The sequence below is a fragment of the Flavobacterium sp. HBTb2-11-1 genome, assembly GCF_009826975.1.
Lineage (GTDB): Bacteria > Bacteroidota > Bacteroidia > Flavobacteriales > Flavobacteriaceae > Flavobacterium.
The window spans coordinates 299,437-319,061 of the sequence record NZ_WUMO01000006.1 but is presented as its reverse complement, the minus strand read 5'-3'; the positions used below and the strand labels follow the sequence as shown (position 1 = coordinate 319,061).

The following is a 19,625-nucleotide window of genomic DNA, read 5'->3' as shown; positions in this document are numbered from 1 at the left end:
CTATATTCTGAATAAACGTAAAAGTAGTATCTTTAGTTTTAGCTTCGTCACAAAAGCAGTATTTTTTTACATAAAAAAATATTTTATTTTTTGTTGTAACAAATATAATTGTGCCTCGTCTTGAATATATAAGCTAACGATTAACCATCATTATTAATGAACCAAGTTGTATTTATAGAATTAATAAATCCTTTCAAAGACAAAGTTTTTCGTCTGGCAAAAAGATTGCTTACCAGCACTGAAGAAGCAGAAGATGCCACTCAGGAAGTAATGGTAAAATTATGGAACAAAAAAGATAATCTGCAAAGCTACAATAGCGTCGAAGCATTGGCGATGACCATGACCAAAAATTATTGTCTCGATCAGCTGAAATCTAAAAGAGCCAGCAATCTGCAGATTGTGCATAATAATTTTACCGATCGGCAACCTCAATTGGATAAGAAATTAGAAGACCAAGATAGTTTAGAATGGGTCGAAAAAATTATAAACGAAATGCCCGAACAAATGCAGCTATTAATTCAGCTTCGGGATGTTGAACAATATGAATTTGAAGAAATAGCCAAAATCGTAAATATGAACGAAACAGCAATACGAGTGGCACTTTCTAGAGCGAGAAAAAAAATTAGAGAATCAATGACAAATACACACCTTTATGGAACTAAATAAAATAGAAGATATATTAGAAAAATACTTTCAGGGAGAAACTTCTATTGCTGAAGAAAATCAATTAAAAGAATATTTTTCTTCATCAAATGTTGCGCAGCATTTGGAGCAATACAAACCTATGTTTGGCTATTTCTCTCAAGCAAGAGAACAGAAATCGACGTATGAGATTCCACTACAAACTAAGAAACGAAACGTGGCGTGGTTATCGATTGCAGCTTCTGCTGTTGTTTTGCTCGGAATCGGAACTTACTTTTTTGTTAGCAAAAAAAATGAAACTACTGCAGTAGCTTCGCAAGCAGAATTAGGAACTTACGATGATCCCGAAGAAGCCTTAAAAGCAACTCAAAAAGCTTTGGCTTTATTATCAAACAATGTTAATGTAGGTATTGAAAGTGTACACTACATTAAGGAATATGAACAATCAAAAAACAAAATTTTTAAACAGTAATTAAACAAAAATAATCATGAGAAATTTCATTATAACTTTAGTCTTCGCATTCGTTTCAACCACATTTTATGCACAAAGTGCTTTTGACAAATTTGATGGTCAGGATGATGTAACCTCAGTAATTGTAAACAAAAAAATGTTTGATTTAATGAGCAAAGTAAAAACTGATGCTTCTGATAAAGAGACTCAGCAATATATTGCTCTAATCAAAAAACTAGATTACTTAAAAGTATTTACTACTAAAAATCCAAAAATCGAAGCCGACATGAAAGCTACTGCCGATAAATATGTAAAAACTGCCGGTTTAGAAGAATTAATGCGAGTAAATGATGGCGGAAAAAACGTTAGAATAATGGTAAAATCTGGCGCTACAGACACGCAGATAAGAGAACTTTTAATGTATGTTGACGGTGCAAAAAATGATGAAACTGTTTTACTATCTTTAACTGGTAATTTTGACTTAAACGAGATTTCGGTATTAACAGATAAAATGCAACTTCCTGGCGGTACAGACCTAAAGAAAGCTTCTAAAGGCAAAAAATAAAAATGAAAAACAACATCTTCATACTAGCACTTACAGCTCTTCTAACTTTGGGGAGCTGTAATTCTGAACCATCTCTGCAAAAATATTTCGTTGAGAATTCAGAGAAAAAAGATTTTATTGCTTTAGATATTTCACCAAACATTTTGAATGTTGATAAAACCAAATTATCAGCTGAGCAAAACGAGGCTTTGAATTCGTTTGACAAAATGAATATTCTGGCTTTTAAAGCAGATCAAAACAATCAAACAGAATTTGAGGCAGAAAGAAACAAAGTAAAAGCCATATTAAAAGATCCTAAATATCAAGAATTAATGAAGTTCGGCTCTGGTAAAGAAGGCGCTTCTATAAGCTACGTCGGAAGTGACGACAACATTAAAGAGTTTGTCATTTTTGCCAACAGAAAAGAAAATGGTTTTGCAGTAGTTCGTGTGTTAGGCGAAGATATGAATCCGAATAATATTATGACCTTAATGTCTGTTTTACAAAACTCTAAAATAGACATGGAGCAATTAAAACCTTTAGAACAATTGCTTAAAAAATAAAAAAACATCTTACTTTTTAAAACAAGAAAAGCTCCAATTACGGAGCTTTTCCTTTTACATTTGAAAGATTTTACTGAATAAAAAATCGTGTTTTTATTTTGGCATGAATCTAATTTAATTATATTTGTGGCTTACCAAAATAATAAATTATGATACAAAAAACATCAAATGCCTTTATCGCTGCATCTTGGGTTGCACTTGGAGCCGGGACAATCGGTTTTATTGTTGGACTTGCCAGAGCCGAAATGCTTTTAAACGAAAAAGGATATTATTTCACCGTTCTAATGTTCGGACTTTTTGCTGTTGTTTCGCTGCAAAAAAGCGTAAGAGACCGATTAGAAAAACTTCCTGTTACTGATATTTACTACGGAATCTGCTGGTTTGGAACATTATTATCAATCGTTCTTTTAGTTGTTGGACTTTGGAATGCAACGATTCTTCCAAGCGAAAAAGGATTCTATGCTTTTGCTTTTCTATTGGCATTGTTTGGTGCTATTTCAGTTCAAAAAAACACTAGAGATAATATGAACTTTAATCAAGGCGAATAAAGTTTCAAACAATTTCAGAAATAAAAAGCTCCAATTTTCATTGGAGCTTTTCTTTTATAATAGAACCTGAGATTATTTAATTATTTACTCAAATACATTTTTCTTCTAGAGTACAATTCGAAGAATTGGTCGTCATTTGAGCGGGCAAATAAAAATTGATAATTATAATAGGTATTTCTTACCTTTGTATTAATGAGCAAAAATCTTTATATTATTTCAGGATGCAATGGAGCGGGGAAAACAACTGCTTCCTTTACCATTTTGCCAGAAATTTTAAATTGTAAAGAATTTGTAAATGCTGATGAAATAGCAAAAGGACTATCTCCTTTTCAGCCTGAAAAAGTATCTTTTGAAGCAGGAAGAATAATGCTTAATCGAATTAATGAACTCTTGGACGGAAATATAACCTTTGCTTTTGAAACCACATTAGCAACTAAAAGCTATAAATCTAAAATTATTCAAGCAAAAAAAGAAAAATACAATACTACTCTTTTATTTTTTTGGCTAGAAACAGTTGATTTAGCAATTGAAAGAGTTAAAACTAGAGTTCTTGAAGGAGGACATAACATTGAAATAGATGTTATAAAACGTAGATACGTAAACGGAATTAAAAATCTCTTCGAAATTTATCTCGAAATTGTTGACGAAGTACTTATTTTTGATAATTCATTTGGAATACCTGAATTAATAGCAGAAAAGTCTTTTGAAACTGAAATGAAAATTTTAAATGAAACTAAATTCTATAATTTAAAAAAATATTGGAATGAAAGAATATAAAAGATCTGTAAATCAGCAAAAAATAGTCGATGGAATGAACAAAGTTTACGAAAAGCTGATCGAATTCAAAAAAAAATCTAATAGTGAATTAGTCATCATTAAAGACAATAAAATAGTAAAAATCAAACCCTAATAAAAAAGCTCCAATTTTCATTGGAGCTTTTCTTTTATAATAGAACCTGAGATTATTTACTCAAATACATTTTTCTTCTAGAGTACAATTCGTAGAATTGGTCGTCTTTTAAGTCATCAATAAACAAGATACTTTCTCCTGTTGACTTCATTTCTGGTCCTAGCGCTTTGTTAACGTTCGGGAATTTGCTGAAAGAGAAAACAGGTTGTTTGATTGCAAAACCGTTTAATTGTGGGTTGAAATCAAAATCAGTTACTTTATTGTGGCCTAACATTACTTTAGTAGCGTAATTTACGTAAGGCTCTCCATAAGCTTTTGCAATGAACGGAACTGTTCTTGAAGCTCTTGGGTTTGCCTCGATAATATAAACTGTATCGTCTTTAATCGCAAACTGGATGTTGATTAATCCAACTGTTTTTAAAGCTCTAGCAATTTTATGTGTGTGATCTTTAATTTGCTGCATTACGAATTCTCCTAAGTTGAAAGGAGGCAATGTTGCGTTACTATCTCCAGAGTGAACACCGCAAGGCTCAATGTGCTCCATAATTCCGATGATGTACACATTTCCATCAGCATCGCAGATGGCATCAGCTTCAGCTTCGATTGCTCCAGCTAAATAATGATCTAAAAGCAATTTGTTTCCTGGAATTGCTTTCAGCAAATCAATTACGTGCTCTTCAAGCTCTTTTTTGTTGATTACAATCTTCATTCCCTGACCTCCTAATACATAAGAAGGACGGATTAAAAGTGGGAAATCTAAAGTATCAGCTAATTTCGAAGCTTCATCAGCCGTTTCAGCGATTCCGAATCTTGGGAAAGGAATGTTTAACTCAGTCAATAAGTCTGAGAAACGTCCTCTATCTTCTGCCAAGTCAAGTGCATCAAAACTAGTTCCGATGATTTTTACACCATATTTAGAAAGTTTGTCAGCCAATTTAAGAGCTGTCTGACCTCCAAGCTGAACGATCACACCTTCTGGTTTTTCGTGCTGGATAATGTCATAAATGTGCTCCCAGAAAACTGGCTCGAAGTATAACTTATCAGCCGTATCAAAGTCTGTAGAAACTGTTTCAGGATTACAGTTAATCATGATCGTTTCGTAACCGCATTCTTTAGCCGCTAAAACTCCGTGTACACAAGAGTAATCAAATTCAATTCCTTGTCCAATTCTGTTTGGTCCAGAACCTAAAACGATCACTTTCTTTCTATCTGTTACGATGCTTTCGTTATCAACAAAACGCTCACCATTTGGTTTTTCGATTTCTGCCTCAAAAGTTGAGTAGTAATAAGGCGTCTGCGCTTTAAACTCAGCCGCGCAAGTATCAACCAATTTAAACACACGGTTGATTTTCTGTTCCATACGTAAAGTATGCACTTCACTTTCGAGACAACTCATCATGTGCGCTAATTGTCTGTCTGCAAAACCTTTTTGTTTCGCTTCAAGCAATAATTCTTTTGGAAGATTCGAAACTTTGTAGTTTGAGATTTCTTTTTCTAAAGTATAAAGCTCTTCGTATTGTTTCAAGAACCACATATCGATTCTTGTAATTTCGTGGATTGTGCTCAACGGAATTCCCATTGCGATTGCATCATAAATTACGAATACACGATCCCAGCTTGCATAAGTTAGTTTCTCGATAATTTGTTCGTAATTTTTATATCCTTTTCCGTCAGCACCTAAACCGTTTCTCTTAATTTCTAGAGATTGAGTTGCTTTGTGAAGCGCTTCTTGGAAAGAACGTCCGATTCCCATAACCTCACCTACAGATTTCATCTGAAGACCTAAAGTTCTGTCTGAACCTTCAAATTTATCAAAGTTCCAACGTGGTATTTTTACGATTACATAATCTAAAGTTGGTTCGAAAAGAGCCGAAGTAGATTTTGTAATTTGGTTTTGCAATTCATCTAAGTTGTATCCTAAAGCTAGTTTAGAAGCGATTTTGGCAATTGGATATCCAGTTGCTTTTGATGCTAAAGCAGAAGAACGAGATACACGAGGGTTGATTTCAATCGCTACGATATCTTCTTTTTCGTCTGGCGAAACTGCGAATTGTACATTACATCCTCCCGCAAAATTTCCGATACTTCTCATCATTAAGATAGCGTAGTCACGTAATTTTTGGAAAGTGGTATCCGATAAAGTCATCGCTGGCGCTACTGTAATCGAATCTCCAGTGTGGATTCCCATTGGGTCCATGTTTTCGATAGAACAGATAATTACAACGTTGTCATTTTTATCTCTTAAAAGCTCTAGCTCGTACTCTTTCCATCCCATTAAAGCTTTGTCGATCAAAACTTCGTGGATTGGAGAAGCTTCAAGTCCGCGAGTTAAAAGCTCATCAAAATCTTCTTTTTTGTACACCACAGCTGCTCCTGTTCCTCCAAGTGTGAACGAAGGACGGATTACAAGCGGGAAACCAAACTCCTGAGCAATTTCTTTTCCTTCTAAGTAAGATGTAGCTGTTTTTGCTGGCGCTGTTGGTACATTGATTTTTTCTAAAAGCTGTTTAAACTGCTCTCTGTCTTCAGTAATATTAATTGCGTTTACATCAACACCGATTAATCTTACTCCGAAATCCTGCCAGATTCCTTTTTCTTCAGCCTCCAAACACAAGTTCAAAGCAGTTTGTCCTCCCATTGTTGGAAGAACTGCATCAATTTGCGGATGTTCCTTAAGAATCTCAATAATCGATTTTGTCGTTAAAGGTTTCAAATAAATATGATCAGCCATAGATGGGTCGGTCATAATTGTCGCTGGATTCGAGTTAATCAAGATAACCTCAATTCCTTCTTCACGAATCGAACGTGCAGATTGAGATCCCGCATAATCGAATTCGCAAGCTTGGCCAATAACAATAGGTCCTGAACCTATTATTAAAACTGATTTTATTGATGTGTCTTTAGGCATTTTGTATGTATTGTGTAGTTATTTACGATTTAAAAACCTCTCTAGTGCGTTATAAACTAGAAAGTTGAAAAAATTTGTACCGAAAAGGTATAAAAAAAGGCGATACTAAAAAAGTAATCGCCTTATGTATGTTTATACAAACATTATTTTTTGTGTCTAGGCTCGCTAGAAACAGTTAATTTATGTCTTCCTTTTGCTCTTCTACGCGCTAGAACTTTTCTTCCATTCGCAGAAGCCATTCTGTCCATAAATCCGTGCTTATTTCTTCTTTTTCTTTTCGATGGTTGAAATGTTCTTTTGCTCATTGCTTTGTATCTTTAAAAATGGTATCTATTAACTTATTAATTTGTTTTTGATATCGTTATTCAAAAACCGAGTGCAAATATACAAAGACTTTTTTTTCTAGCAAGTACTTTTATAAAAATATTTTTAATTCCTTTTACTATCTTTGCAATCACAAATTTACATTAATTATGTTTCACAAGAATATTAAACTTATTTTGGCCGGACTTCTTGTAGTGGCGGGCATTTGGCAATTTACAGAAAGTAATATCGGGAACGGAATATTCCTTATCTTATTGACTGCAATTCCGATTTTTCTTTATTTCAAAAACGAATTTATCCTTTTAGCCTTCCTTAAATTAAGAAAACAAGACTTTGAAGGGGCTAATAAATGGTTATCATATATCAAAAACCCTGAAGGAGCATTAGTAAGAAAACAACAAGGATACTTAAACTATTTGCAAGGTATCATGCTGTCTCAAACCAATATCAACCAAGCAGAGAAACACTTCAAAAAAGCAATCGAACTTGGACTATCAATGGATATGGATTTGGCTGTAGCTAAATTAAACCTTGCAGGAGTTGCCATGTCACGCAGAAGAAAGTTGGAAGCGACTAATTTATTAAATGAAGCTAAAAAATTAGACAAACAAGGAATGCTGAAAGAGCAAATCTCTATGATGAAAGAACAAATGAAGAAAATTTAAATTTTCTTTAAATTCCAATATTGAAATCCTAAATTCCAAAAGAGTTTGGGATTTTTTATTTTAGATTGTTGAGTTTAGATTTTTCTTAACTGCTATTTTACGCATAGTTTGTCATCCTGAGGAACGAAGGATCACACTAGAAATTCCACACAGGATATCGCCAATCTTTATCGAGCTACGAGTGTGATCCTTCGTTCCTCAGGATGACAAAATTGCATGCATAAAGATTTGTAATTTGGAATTTTAAAATTGAAGTTTTACTCCAGTATTATCGAAGGCAAATTCTCATTTAGCCATTTATACTTATTGAGAATCATAATATGAGTTCCTCCTTTAACTAAAATGCATTTATTGATATACTTAATCGGAAAAACTTCGTCTTGATCTCCGTGAATATGAACCACATTTTCATCAATTTGATCGCGATCCCAAAGAATTACACTTTCTACAGCCCATTGCAGATAACCTAAATCGCGCACAGATAAAAACTTCTCATATAATTTTATTCTTTTATTGACTTTTTCGCCAAAAGAAAACTTAGCCAATTTCTCAATATTGAGAATCAACTGCATGGGGATTAGCTTATAAGCTTTTGTTCGCTTTCCTATTTTCATCCGTCTAGGAAATTCATGATTGCTTCTTACGCTTGATATAATAATGACTTTTCGCGCTTTAATATGCTTTGAGATTTCCTGCACTAAGATTCCGCCGAAAGAAACTCCGATTAAAACCGGATTTTCTTCTTTAATATTTTTACTTATTCGAAGCGCATAATCTGATAAAGATTCTTTTGGATTTGGAATTTCCCACTCGAGAAGATGCGTTTCAAAAATATCTTCATCCAATTTTATTCTTTCAAAAATAGACGAACTCGCTGCCAGACCGGGCATAAAATAAACTGGAATTTTACTCATAACATTAAAATGAAATTACCATTAAGATATTTATTCTAAAGAATAAAGTTACTTTTTTTAATATCATGACAATCAAATTTCAGACCTATTTTAAAACGATTTAAAAAAAATTGAGCTTCGAAACAATTACTTAAAGTTTATAGCCGCAAAAAATAATTTAATATTGAAAATCAAATGATTACCTTTGCATTTCGAAATATTTTTTGAAATCAAAACTTATAAAGAATTTTCTTTCAATAAAATTTCGAGTCCCAAATTCACTATTTACCAATAACCTAACAAGAAATTACTATGGAAACTTCTGTAACTATGGAAATCAAAGACAACACTTTTGCACGCCAATTCGAAACTGTCATCCCTGAAGGTATGTTAGCAGTTGAGTATCAATTTCAAGAAAAAAAAATCTTCTTAACTAAAATCAACAAACCTGATTCATACGAGAACGAAGAAACAATCAACACTTTACTTAAAAATATATTAGATTTAAGTGCTGAAAAAAATTACAGAGTAGTTCCTATTCATCCAAAAATTGTTTCTTTTTTCAAAAAAAATCCAAGATATAAAGAACTACTTCCTCCTGGAATTAGAATCTAAAAATATCCAATTACTCGGAGCCATAATCCTCCAATTACCATATAAATCAAGAGCATAACCAAACCGGTTATAAGTCCTTTAACCCACCAGCTCTTTAGGTCAACGTAACCGCTCCCGAAAAATACGGGTGCCGGACCATGACCATAGTGCGTTAAAGTTCCGTAAAGAGATCCGACAAAGCCAAGCATAAAAGCTAGCAATAATCCCGGAATTCCAAGCGAAACACCAACACCAAGTAAAGCCGCATACATTGCCGCAACGTGTGCGGTTGCACTTGCAAAAAGATAATGGCTAAAGAAATACACCAAAACAATTATCGGAAAAGCCATTTGCCAGCTTAATCCGCCAATTTCTGCTTTTACGAGATCACTAAACCATGCAATAAAACCTAATTCATTAAGCGAACTGGCCATCATCACCAAAACAGAGAACCAAACAATGGTATCCCAAGCTCCTTTTTCGGCTTTTACATCATCCCAAGTCAAAACTGAAGTTAAAAGCAAAATCACCAATCCGATAAAGGCGGTTGTTGTTGCATCGATAGAGAACAAATCTCCTGTCATCCAAAGAAAAAGCAGAATGAAAAATGTTAGCAGCATCATCCATTCATCTCTTGTAATGGCGCCCATTTCTTTTAATTTCTGCGTAGCAATCTGCGGAGCATCACCAGTTTTTTTTAATTCTGGAGGATAAATTTTATACAACACAAACGGAATTACAAGAAAAGCACATAAACCAGGAACAATCGCTGCAGCAGCCCAAGACATCCAACTTATTTTTATTCCCAAATTAAGCGCAAACTTCTGACACATGGGATTACTAGCCGTCCCTGTTAAAAACATAGAAGAAGCAATCAAATTCATGTTATAACTATTCAAAGTCAAATAAGCACCTAATTTTCTATGCGTTTCGGGTTTGTCTGGCATTGAGCCAAAACTCATCGACATTGATTTCATTATCGGATAAACAATTCCCCCTCCTCTAGCGGTATTACTTGGAACGGCTGGCGCCAAAACCAAATCTGCCAATCCTAAACCATAAGCTAGCCCTAAAGAACTTTTTCCGAATATTTTTATGAATAGGAAAGCAATTCTATTTCCTAAACCTGTTTTTATAAATCCTCTCGCGATGAAAAACGAAATTCCGATCAGCCAAATTACTTTATCGCCAAATCCTTTTAATGCTAATGTGATCGATTTTCCAGGATCTCCTGGGGCCAATACCTGAGACATTGCCGTGAGCGCAATCGCAATCATACACATTGTGCCCATAGGAGCTGCTTTTAAGATGATTCCTAAAATGGTAGCTACGAAAATGGCAAATAAATGCCATGCTTCTGACACAACGCCCTCTGGAGCTGGAATAAACCAAATGGCAACTAAAACTGCCAGCGTAATTAGGGTCTGTGGAATTTTTACTTCTTTCATAAAAACAAAAATTAAGTGAATTAAATCCTGAGCTGCAATTGAATTAAAAATAAATTATTGTCATAGGTTGTCGTATCTGGAATGCTTTTGTCGAACCTGTCGATTTCAAACCCCATCTCTATACGGCCTGTATATGATTTTCCGAATTCTAAACTTATCATTGGCGTGTAAGTAGTCCGCACGTTTGAATTGATTTTATAACTAGGGTCGAAAGTTTCGTAACGACACGATAATTCAAGCGCTGTGAGTTTTTGATAATTTACGGTATATCTAAAGTTCGGCAAGAAATAAATTCCTCGCATTTGATAATCGGCAACATTGTCTGTTCGGCTTTCAACTGGCAAGGAATAATATAAATTATGGTTTGTTCCCTGTTTATATTCGACCTGCAGATCAAAACTAAGTTTATCGGTTAGTTTAAAATCGCCTGTAATATCTGCTCCTAGCGCAAATACATCTTCTTTAAAAACCTTTCCGAAACCTCCGTTTAAACCTAAATTAATTTTATGGTCTTTTGACAATCCTAAAACCCATCTCGAAGAAAATTGCTTTCCGTTGTCTTTATCCATTTCCTGATTTTTGCCGTTTCCATTTAAAACCGAAACCGCATAATTGATTGGAATTTTCCCAACATCAAAAGCTCCCGTTGCCGATGCTCCAATCTGGAAACTTGTCCATCCGTTTTTTCCGAATTCATAATACTGGTTCGAAAAGTCAAAAGACTTAATAATATCCACCGGAACAAGCTCTTCAATACCAAAAGCTGGACGAAACTGACCTCCTGTTAAAGCTATATATTTATTAAAAGCATATTTCCCGTAAGCATTTTCAAGAACTTTACCTTTTGGATCTGATTTAAAATCGGCTAAATTGACCAGAATTACAATTTCTGTATTTTCGCTCAATTTGGTATTCAAGCCTACACGCATTCTTTTGATATCGAAAGAACTTTGAACTGCATCTCCTGTCGAATGATGAGTTCCCAAAACATCTACATTATCCCCAAAACTTTCTAAATATCTCGCCTGAATGAGTCCTTTTAATTTAAACTGCGGATATTTTACTTCGCCATTCTCTTTTTGATCGGTTTTATCAGCTCCTTGATTCAAATCGCCTTGGGCATGTAAAAAAGTTGGCGTAATAAAAAAAAGAAAAAAAATTGGCATTAATAGACTTTTACTCATAGGCTTAAAATAAATTGAAACATTAATGCTTGTATAGCGATTTAAAAATCAGCTCTTTATTTTTGAGTTCAAAAGTTAACTGCATATAGTCAACAGGAAAATGGAAGTACTAAAATAACAAAAAAAGATATTTTATGTAAAAAAAATTGCATTAAAATACTGTTATAAAAACAAAAAAAGGCATAAGATTAAAACTTATGCCCTTTTTGAAGTTATAATGAAAATATTATTTCTCGATCTCTCTCATAGAATCCATTTTCTTATGTGCTAAGAAACCTGCCACATCTTCAAAATGTTCTTTTACTCGTTTATTTCCAAATTCAAAAACCTTAGTTGCCAATCCGTCAAGGAAATCACGATCGTGAGAAACTAGGATCAAAGTTCCGTCAAAATCACGCAAAGCATCTTTAATAATATCTTTGGTTTTCATATCAAGGTGGTTTGAAGGCTCATCTAGAATTAATAAGTTTACTGGCTCCAACAATAATTTAATCATTGCCAAACGCGTTTTTTCTCCTCCAGAAAGTACTTTAACTTTTTTAGTGATATCATCACCTTGAAACATGAAAGCTCCTAAAATATTTTTAATCTGTGTTCTAATATCTCCAACAGCAATATTATCTATGGTTTCAAAAATAGTTGCATTTTCATCCAACAGAGAAGCTTGGTTTTGTGCAAAATATCCAATTTGCGCATTATGTCCGATTTCAACACTTCCAGAATCAACGCCGATTTCCTTCATGATCGCTTTAATCATTGTCGATTTACCTTCACCGTTTTTTCCAACAAAAGCCACTTTCTGTCCGCGTTCGATAACAATATTGGCATCTTTAAAAACAACATGATCTCCATACGATTTAGACATTTCCTTTACAATAACTGGATATTGTCCTGAACGTGGTGCTGGCGGGAATTTTAATCGCAATGCCGAAGTATCTACTTCATCAACCTGAACGATTTCTAATTTTTCCAACATTTTTACACGAGACTGAACAGCATCTGTTTTAGAAAACGTTCCTTTAAAACGCTCAATAAAAGCACGATTTTCAGCAATCATTTTTTGCTGCTCATCGTAAGCTTTCTGCTGGTGAATTCTACGATCTTTTCTTAATTCTAAGTAATGAGAATATTTTGCTTTGTAATCGTAAATTCTTCCCATTGTAACTTCGATAGTTCTGTTGGTGATATTATCTACGAATGCTCTATCGTGCGAAATTACCACAACTGCTTTTGCCTGAGTCAACAAGAAGTCTTCTAACCATTGAATGCTCTCAATATCCATGTGGTTGGTAGGCTCATCCAGCAAAATCAAATCTGGTTTTCTTAGAAGGATTTTAGCCAATTCGATACGCATTCTCCATCCTCCAGAAAATTCAGAAGTCTGACGTGTAAAATCTTCGCGTTCGAATCCAAGACCTGATAATACTTTTTCAACTTCAGCTTCATAATTTACTTCTTCGATAGCATAAAATTTCTCACTTAAGTCAGAAACTCTTTCGATCAATTTCATGTATTCGTCACTTTCATAATCGGTACGAACGGTCAATTGCTCATTGATATCGTCGATTTCAGCTTTCATTTTAAAAACCTCACTGAAAGCTTTTGACGCTTCTTCCATAACAGTTGCGCCATCTTCAGTAAGCAAATGCTGAGGCAAATAGGCAATTACAGCTTCTTTTGGAGCAGAAATATTTCCTGTAGAAGGTTTATTTACACCTGCAATTATCTTTAAAAGTGTCGATTTTCCCGCACCATTTTTACCCATAAGGGCAATTTTATCATTTTCATTAATAGCAAAAGAAACGTCGCTAAAAAGTGTAGTTCCGCCAAACTGAACCGAAATATCGTTAACTGTAATCATTTGTGTTTGTGAATTTTGTTTAATCGGTTAATCGTTTATTTGACTACCCATTTTTTTCGTGCTGCAAAGATAGATTTAATTAGATAATGTCCCAATTTGATAATTAGATAATTTTGAAAATGTGATAATTAGATAATTTGCCAATGAGACAATTTGATAATGCAAAAATTTAAAGAATTAAACAAAGCCTAAATTGCAAAGAATCAAACCAAATCGATTTGTTTCTATTTTTAAAATTTAAATCTTACCTTGTATAAGAATTTAAAAATCAGCAAAATATGAGAACGAAATTAAAACTGGCTGTTTACGTAATTGCAGGACTGATGCTTGGTTTTTCTGCAAATGCACAAAAAACCGTAATTAAAAAAGAAGCTTTACCAGCAAATGCCCAAACATTCTTAAAAACACATTTTGGATCTAAAAAACCGAGCTATATCCTAGAAGACAAAGAAATTCTTTCTACAGAATACAAAGTTCAGTTTGACAATAAAATTGAAATTGAATTTGACAAGAAAGGAAATTGGAAAGAAGTGGACGCCAAAACTGGCAAAGTCCCAAAATCTATCATCCCGAAAAAAATTGCTTCTTATATAAAAGCTAATTTCCCTAAAGAAGATGTAACCAAAATAGAAATTGAGACTTCTGGTTATGAAACAAAACTTACCAACGGTTTAGAATTAAAATTCAATATGAAAGGAGATTTTATTAAAATTGACAAATAAGTAAAATTAGAAAATGTGTCAATTAGAAAATTAGAAAATTCTCTAAAACCCTAAAATAACAAAACCCGACAGGTTATTAAAACCTGTCGGGTTTGCAAAAAATTATCTAATTGACTAATTATCTCATTAAAATCAGTCTTTTCTCCATTTTTTAGTTTCCTCGAAAATATGTTCCATAATTGCAGCTTCAGTTGCATCAAATTCTATATTTCTTCTACTCATCACTAATCTTGCTGTTTCAAAAGCTTTTTTAGTTAAATAAGTCGTAAATCCGGCAGCACCGCCCCAAGAAAAACTTGGAACAAAGTTGCGAGGAAATCCGCTTCCGAAAATATTAGCGCTTACCCCAACCACAGTTCCTGTATTAAACATCGTGTTGATTCCGCATTTACTGTGATCTCCCATCATTAAACCGCAAAACTGAAGTCCTGTCTTAGCAAAACCTTCTGTTTCATAGCTCCATAATTTCACTTCTTCATAATTGTTCTTTAGGTTCGAGTTATTAGAATCTGCTCCGATATTGCACCATTCTCCTAAAACTGAATCTCCTAAAAATCCTTCATGCCCTTTATTTGAATTAGCAAAAAGAACCGAGTTTTTAACCTCGCCTCCTATTCGGCTTCCAGGCCCAACAGTTGTTGCTCCATAAACCTTAGCCGACATTTTTACCATTGCATTTTCGCATAAAGCGAATGGTCCTCGAATTACGGTTCCTTCCATAATTTCGGTATTCTTACCTATATATATAGGACCAGTCGATGCATTTAAAGTTACAAACTCTAGTTTTGCTCCTTCTTCAATAAAAATATTCTCTGGCGAAATTACATTTACACTTTTAGGAATTGGCTGAGAAGTGCGGTCTTCTGTCAGATATTTAAAATCCTGACGAATCGCCGCGTCATTTTTAGAAAAAATATCCCAAGTATGTTCAATGGTGATACAATCTTCATTGTACTGAATGATTTCGTAAGAATCAAAATCGACTTCTTCCTGATTTTCGTTCGCAAAAAATGCAATTACATCTTCACCTTTAAAGATTGCCTGATTTTCTGTCAAATTAGAAACCATCTCCGCAAGAGTATCATTTGGCAAATACGCTGCGTTGATCATTACATTTTCCTCCATTTCAACCATTGGAAATTTTTCAGACAAATATTCTTCGGTTATCGTAGTGATTGTCGAACCAAGATATTTTTCCCATTTCTGGCGAATCGTCATAATTCCTACCAAAATATCAGCTACCGGCCGTGTAAAAGTAAAGGGTAATAAAGCATTCCGAACGGGACCGTCGAAAAGAATGTAGTTCATAAATAATTGAGTGTTTGTTAAAATTTGATTTGGTTACCTGGCTTCAAAGTTACGAATATTTTACCGGTTTACTAAAAAACCATTTTAACGAAAAGTAATATTTAACGCATAAAAAAAGCCTCCCAGAATTGGAAGGCTTTTGTATAATTTAAAACAGCTATTATTTTTTAGCGTGTTTAGCATATTTAGTTTTGAATTTATCAATACGTCCTGCAGTATCGATAAGTTTAGATTTACCAGTATAGAAAGGGTGAGATGTTCTAGAAATCTCCATTTTTACAACTGGATACTCAACTCCGTCAACTTCAATTGTTTCTTTTGTATCTGCAGTAGATTTAGTGATAAAAACCTCATCATTCGACATGTCTTTAAATGCAACTAATCTGTAATTTTCTGGGTGAATTCCTTTTTTCATCTTTTCTTTTATTTATTGTTTGGAGCACCTTTATTTTGAAGCTTTTTCATGGTTAGAAAAAGGTGTAAACAAATAATACTCTTTTTTGTTTAAAAATTTAATTATTTTTGAGTGTGCAAATTTACAATTCTTTTTTAATAAACAAACAGTTAGCTTACTTTTTTTTAGTTTATTTCGAAAAGCTTTTTTTATATCCGATTATAGTGGGAATTACTATATTTGTGGATTAATTTTAAACATATCGAAATATGATTAATGAAGTTATAAAAAAGAATGGAGTTACGTATGGTGTAATGATCGGAATTGCATCTGCTTTGGTTACAGCTACAATCTATGCTATTGATTTAAATCTGTTTACAGCTTGGTGGATGGGAATACTAGGAATCGTAATAAGCCTTACAATTAGTATCATTTTACTTTCTAAAACTAAGAAAGATTTAAACGGTGTTTTTCCTTTTAAAGATGCTTTTACTACTTATTTTATAGCTGCAGTAATTGGTATTTTAATATCAACAACTTTCAACATCGTATTATTTAATGTAATTGATCCAGGCGCAAAAGACACTTTGAGCGAAATTATGATCAAATATACTATTGGTATGATGCAGAAATTTGGCACGCCAGCTTCAGCAATTAATGAAGCTGTTGCTAAAATGAAAGAAAGCAATCCGTATTCTACTTTTGAATTATTAAAAGGATCTGTTTTTGCTATGGTTATAAGCGCAATTTTCGGATTAATTTTCGCAGCATTTTTTAAAAGCAAATCTACACAAGAATAAAAATATAAATGAATTTATCTATACTTATACCGCTTCTAAACGAGGAGGAATCACTTAAAGAACTCTACACTTGGATCATTAAAGTGATGCAGTCTAACAATTACTCTTATGAAATCATTTTTGTAGATGATGGTAGTACAGATAATTCTTGGCAGATTATTGAAGGTTTTTCTAACGAAAATCCTAATGTAAAAGGAATTCGTTTCATGAAAAACTTCGGAAAATCTCAGGCTTTACATGCTGGTTTTGCAAAAGCAAAAGGCGATGTTATTATTACAATGGATGCTGACTTGCAAGATAGTCCAGATGAAATTCCTGAATTGTACGAAATGATTGTGAATCAGAAATACGATTTGGTTTCAGGTTGGAAAAAGAAACGTTACGATTCTGTTGTGGCAAAAAATCTTCCGTCAAAATTATTCAACTGGGCCGCTAGAAAAACTTCTGGCGTTGATCTGAATGATTTTAATTGCGGATTGAAAGCTTATAAAAATGTTGTGGTAAAAAACATTGAAGTTTCTGGCGAAATGCACCGCTACATTCCTGTTTTGGCTAAAAATGCCGGATTCGGAAAAATTGGCGAAAAAGTGGTAATTCACCAAGCTAGAAAGTATGGTGAAACTAAATTTGGAATGGAACGTTTTATAAACGGATTCCTAGATTTGATTACCATTTGGTTTTTATCTAGATTCGGAAAAAGACCCATGCACTTATTTGGCGCAATAGGTTCTTTAATGTTTATTATCGGATTTTTAGCAGCTGGGTACATCGGAATTTCCAAACTATATCACATGTATACTGGAATGAAATATAGCTTAGTTACCAACAATCCATGGTTTTATATTGCTTTAACTACCATGATTTTAGGAACTCAGTTATTTTTAGCAGGATTCTTGGGCGAAATTATTTTAAGAACAAAAAATAACGAGGCAAGATATAAAGTAGCACGAGAGGTTAATTTTTAAAAAACTTTTTTAAGGTATATTTTTAAATCTATGTTTAATTAAGATATAAAAATATTTCATAAAGCACCTTAAACTCTCAATAACAAACTATTTTTAAACAAACATAAAAACGAAATCATATAATGAATATAGCACCAAATATATTAAATGCTGTAAACGAATGGCTGACGCCAACATTCGATCAAGAAACTCAGGCTGCAGTTAAGGAATTAATGACCACTTCACCAAAAGAACTTGAAGAGAGTTTTTACAAAAACCTAGAGTTTGGAACTGGAGGAATGCGCGGTGTAATGGGTATTGGAAATAACAGAATCAACAAATACACACTTGGAAAAAATACTCAAGGATTATCTGATTATCTGCATAAAGTTTTTCCAAACGAACCTTTAAAAGTAGTTATTGCTTACGATTGTCGTCACAATAGCAACACGTTGGCTAAAGTGGTAGCTGATGTTTTCTCGGCAAACGGAATTCAGGTTTATTTGTTTTCTGATTTGAGACCAACTCCAGAATTATCTTTTGCTCTTAAATATTTAAAATGCCAATGCGGAATTGTTTTAACAGCTTCTCACAATCCACCGGAGTACAACGGATATAAAGTATATTGGCAAGATGGAGGGCAAATTGTTCCTCCTCAGGACAAAGAAATTGTAAATGTGATTGAAAGCTTAGGTTATGACAAAATCAAATTTAACGCAAACGAAAGTTTGATTCAGTACATTGATACCGAAATAGACAAAGCATTTATAAAATCATCTATCGAAAACGCAAGTTTTAATACGCCTGCCGAAGCCAAAGACAATCTTCATATTGTTTTTACTTCATTGCACGGAACTTCTATAAAATCAATTCCAGATGTTTTATCGCAAGCTGGATATAAGAATGTTCATATCGTTCCGGAACAAGCTATTCCAGATGGAGATTTCCCAACGGTAAAATCTCCAAACCCAGAAGAACCAGAAGCTTTAACTATGGCTTTGGCTCTAGCAGATAAAACAAATTCTGACATTGTAGTGGGAACAGATCCTGACTGCGACCGTTTAGGAGTTGCTGTTCGTAACAATGACGGTAAAATGATTTTATTAAACGGAAACCAAACGATGGTTTTGATGACTTCTTTCTTACTGAAACAATGGAAAAAAGCAGGTAAACTTAACGGAAAACAATTCGTTGGCTCAACAATCGTTTCAACTCCAATGATGATGGAATTGGCAACAAGCTATGGCGTTGAGTGTAAAGTTGGCTTGACTGGATTTAAGTGGATCGCAAAAATGATCAAAGATTTTCCTGAACTAGAATTTATCGGAGGTGGTGAAGAAAGTTTCGGATTTATGGTTGGCGATGCTGTTAGAGATAAAGATGCAGTTGCCGCTACTTTATTGATATGCGAAGTTGCCGCTCAGGCAAAAGCTGCGGGAAGCTCTGTTTATAAAGAACTTTTACAGCTTTATGTTGAAAATGGTTTTTATAAAGAATTCTTAGTTTCTTTAACCAAAAAAGGAATGGAAGGCTTACAGGAAATCAATCAAATGATGATCGATTTACGTGAAAATCCTTTGAAAGAAATTAACGGACAAAGAGTTATTATGGTTGAAGATTATCAATCGTCTATCGCTTTAAATTTATTAGACGGTTCAGAATCAACAATGGATATTCCGAAATCGAATGTATTGATTTATTATACTGAGGATGGCTCTAAAATTTGCGCAAGACCAAGCGGAACTGAACCTAAAATTAAATTCTACATTAGTGTGAATGCTGAAATCGAATCGGTTTCTGATTTTGATGAAGCAGAAAGTTTCTTAGATCAAAAGATTCAAAACATTATAGCAGATATGCAGTTGAATTAAATAATTCTTTTTTTTTGAAAATATTGCCATTTGCAAATAGTCTTTAAAAAC

At 33.7% G+C, this 19,625-nt stretch carries 21 protein-coding genes; 13 read left to right on the top strand and 8 right to left on the bottom strand.

Annotated features, from left to right (window positions below; all coding sequences use genetic code 11):
* Positions 1-156: 156 nt before the first annotated feature.
* From GR162_RS15520 to GR162_RS22170, 7 genes are all read left to right on the top strand, one after another.
* Positions 157-666: an RNA polymerase sigma factor gene (locus GR162_RS15520; RefSeq protein WP_008464858.1), complete on the top strand. Its 510-nt coding sequence runs from the start codon at positions 157-159 to the stop codon at positions 664-666.
* Complete coding sequence (locus GR162_RS15515) at positions 653-1,114, top strand: hypothetical protein (protein ID WP_160782886.1); 462 nt, start codon at positions 653-655, stop codon at positions 1,112-1,114. The genes GR162_RS15520 and GR162_RS15515 overlap by 14 nt, the downstream gene beginning before the upstream one ends.
* A gap of 16 nt (positions 1,115-1,130) precedes the next feature.
* Positions 1,131-1,658 carry a DUF4252 domain-containing protein gene (locus GR162_RS15510; protein ID WP_008464855.1) on the top strand — a complete coding sequence of 176 codons (528 nt, stop codon included), beginning with the start codon at positions 1,131-1,133 and terminating at the stop codon, positions 1,656-1,658.
* 2 nt (positions 1,659-1,660) lie between these two features.
* On the top strand, positions 1,661-2,200 hold the full coding sequence (locus GR162_RS15505) for a DUF4252 domain-containing protein (protein WP_066033706.1): 540 nt from the start codon (positions 1,661-1,663) through the stop codon (positions 2,198-2,200).
* 149 nt (positions 2,201-2,349) lie between these two features.
* A complete protein-coding gene (yiaA, locus tag GR162_RS15500; protein WP_066033705.1) occupies positions 2,350-2,748 on the top strand; it encodes an inner membrane protein YiaA in 399 nt (132 codons plus the stop codon).
* Positions 2,749-2,940: 192 nt separating this feature from the next.
* Positions 2,941-3,525: a zeta toxin family protein gene (locus GR162_RS15495; protein ID WP_160782885.1), complete on the top strand. Its 585-nt coding sequence runs from the start codon at positions 2,941-2,943 to the stop codon at positions 3,523-3,525.
* Positions 3,512-3,658, top strand: coding sequence for a hypothetical protein (locus GR162_RS22170; RefSeq protein ID WP_202393950.1), 147 nt, complete (start codon positions 3,512-3,514; stop codon positions 3,656-3,658). Before GR162_RS15495 ends, GR162_RS22170 begins: the two co-directional genes overlap by 14 nt.
* 52 nt (positions 3,659-3,710) lie before the next feature.
* Here GR162_RS22170 and carB read toward each other — a convergent pair whose 3' ends face one another.
* Both carB and rpmH read right to left on the bottom strand, forming a co-directional pair.
* The gene (gene carB, locus GR162_RS15490; RefSeq protein WP_160782884.1) at positions 3,711-6,566 is read right to left on the bottom strand and encodes a carbamoyl-phosphate synthase large subunit; all 2,856 of its coding nucleotides are present in this window, start codon (positions 6,564-6,566) and stop codon (positions 3,711-3,713) included.
* Positions 6,567-6,709: 143 nt separating this feature from the next.
* Positions 6,710-6,871: a 50S ribosomal protein L34 gene (gene rpmH / locus GR162_RS15485; RefSeq protein ID WP_008464848.1), complete on the bottom strand. Its 162-nt coding sequence runs from the start codon at positions 6,869-6,871 to the stop codon at positions 6,710-6,712.
* Between the two features lie 168 nt (positions 6,872-7,039).
* On the opposite strand from rpmH, the gene GR162_RS15480 reads away from it, so the two are divergent.
* Entirely contained in the window at positions 7,040-7,555 is a 516-nt protein-coding gene (locus tag GR162_RS15480) for a hypothetical protein (protein WP_011921618.1), read from the top strand.
* A gap of 257 nt (positions 7,556-7,812) precedes the next feature.
* Here the strand turns inward: GR162_RS15480 and GR162_RS15475 are convergent, their stop codons facing one another.
* On the bottom strand, positions 7,813-8,469 hold the full coding sequence (locus tag GR162_RS15475) for a YqiA/YcfP family alpha/beta fold hydrolase (RefSeq protein WP_160782883.1): 657 nt from the start codon (positions 8,467-8,469) through the stop codon (positions 7,813-7,815).
* Between the two features lie 291 nt (positions 8,470-8,760).
* Between GR162_RS15475 and GR162_RS15470 the strand changes: the two genes are divergently transcribed.
* A complete protein-coding gene (locus tag GR162_RS15470) occupies positions 8,761-9,063 on the top strand; it encodes a GNAT family N-acetyltransferase (protein WP_237421376.1) in 303 nt (100 codons plus the stop codon).
* On the opposite strand, the gene GR162_RS15465 is transcribed toward GR162_RS15470, so the two are convergent.
* The 3 genes from GR162_RS15465 to GR162_RS15455 all read right to left on the bottom strand — a co-directional run bounded on the left by GR162_RS15465 (position 9,060) and on the right by GR162_RS15455 (position 13,535).
* Positions 9,060-10,490: an anion permease gene (locus GR162_RS15465; protein WP_160782882.1), complete on the bottom strand. Its 1,431-nt coding sequence runs from the start codon at positions 10,488-10,490 to the stop codon at positions 9,060-9,062. The two genes, GR162_RS15470 and GR162_RS15465, sit on opposite strands and share 4 nt — an antisense overlap.
* Before the next feature lie 20 nt (positions 10,491-10,510).
* Positions 10,511-11,656 carry a porin gene (locus tag GR162_RS15460; RefSeq protein WP_160782881.1) on the bottom strand — a complete coding sequence of 382 codons (1,146 nt, stop codon included), beginning with the start codon at positions 11,654-11,656 and terminating at the stop codon, positions 10,511-10,513.
* A 244-nt stretch (positions 11,657-11,900) separates the two neighbouring features.
* Positions 11,901-13,535, bottom strand: a complete 1,635-nt coding sequence (locus GR162_RS15455; RefSeq protein WP_066033702.1) for an ABC-F family ATP-binding cassette domain-containing protein — start codon at positions 13,533-13,535, stop codon at positions 11,901-11,903.
* Between the two features lie 278 nt (positions 13,536-13,813).
* On the opposite strand from GR162_RS15455, the gene GR162_RS15450 reads away from it, so the two are divergent.
* The gene (locus GR162_RS15450; RefSeq protein ID WP_160782880.1) at positions 13,814-14,257 is read left to right on the top strand and encodes a PepSY-like domain-containing protein; all 444 of its coding nucleotides are present in this window, start codon (positions 13,814-13,816) and stop codon (positions 14,255-14,257) included.
* Between the two features lie 132 nt (positions 14,258-14,389).
* Here GR162_RS15450 and GR162_RS15445 read toward each other — a convergent pair whose 3' ends face one another.
* Both GR162_RS15445 and GR162_RS15440 read right to left on the bottom strand, forming a co-directional pair.
* On the bottom strand, positions 14,390-15,565 hold the full coding sequence (locus tag GR162_RS15445; protein WP_160782879.1) for a GlmU family protein: 1,176 nt from the start codon (positions 15,563-15,565) through the stop codon (positions 14,390-14,392).
* 160 nt (positions 15,566-15,725) lie between these two features.
* A complete protein-coding gene (locus tag GR162_RS15440) occupies positions 15,726-15,980 on the bottom strand; it encodes a type B 50S ribosomal protein L31 (RefSeq protein ID WP_008464817.1) in 255 nt (84 codons plus the stop codon).
* Between the two features lie 248 nt (positions 15,981-16,228).
* Between GR162_RS15440 and GR162_RS15435 the strand changes: the two genes are divergently transcribed.
* From GR162_RS15435 to GR162_RS15425, 3 genes are all read left to right on the top strand, one after another.
* Positions 16,229-16,759: a DUF4199 domain-containing protein gene (locus GR162_RS15435; protein WP_008464815.1), complete on the top strand. Its 531-nt coding sequence runs from the start codon at positions 16,229-16,231 to the stop codon at positions 16,757-16,759.
* Between the two features lie 8 nt (positions 16,760-16,767).
* Positions 16,768-17,724, top strand: a complete 957-nt coding sequence (locus GR162_RS15430) for a glycosyltransferase family 2 protein (RefSeq protein WP_066033699.1) — start codon at positions 16,768-16,770, stop codon at positions 17,722-17,724.
* A 122-nt stretch (positions 17,725-17,846) separates the two neighbouring features.
* Positions 17,847-19,574, top strand: a complete 1,728-nt coding sequence (locus GR162_RS15425) for a phospho-sugar mutase (protein WP_008464813.1) — start codon at positions 17,847-17,849, stop codon at positions 19,572-19,574.
* Positions 19,575-19,625: the final 51 nt, after the last annotated feature.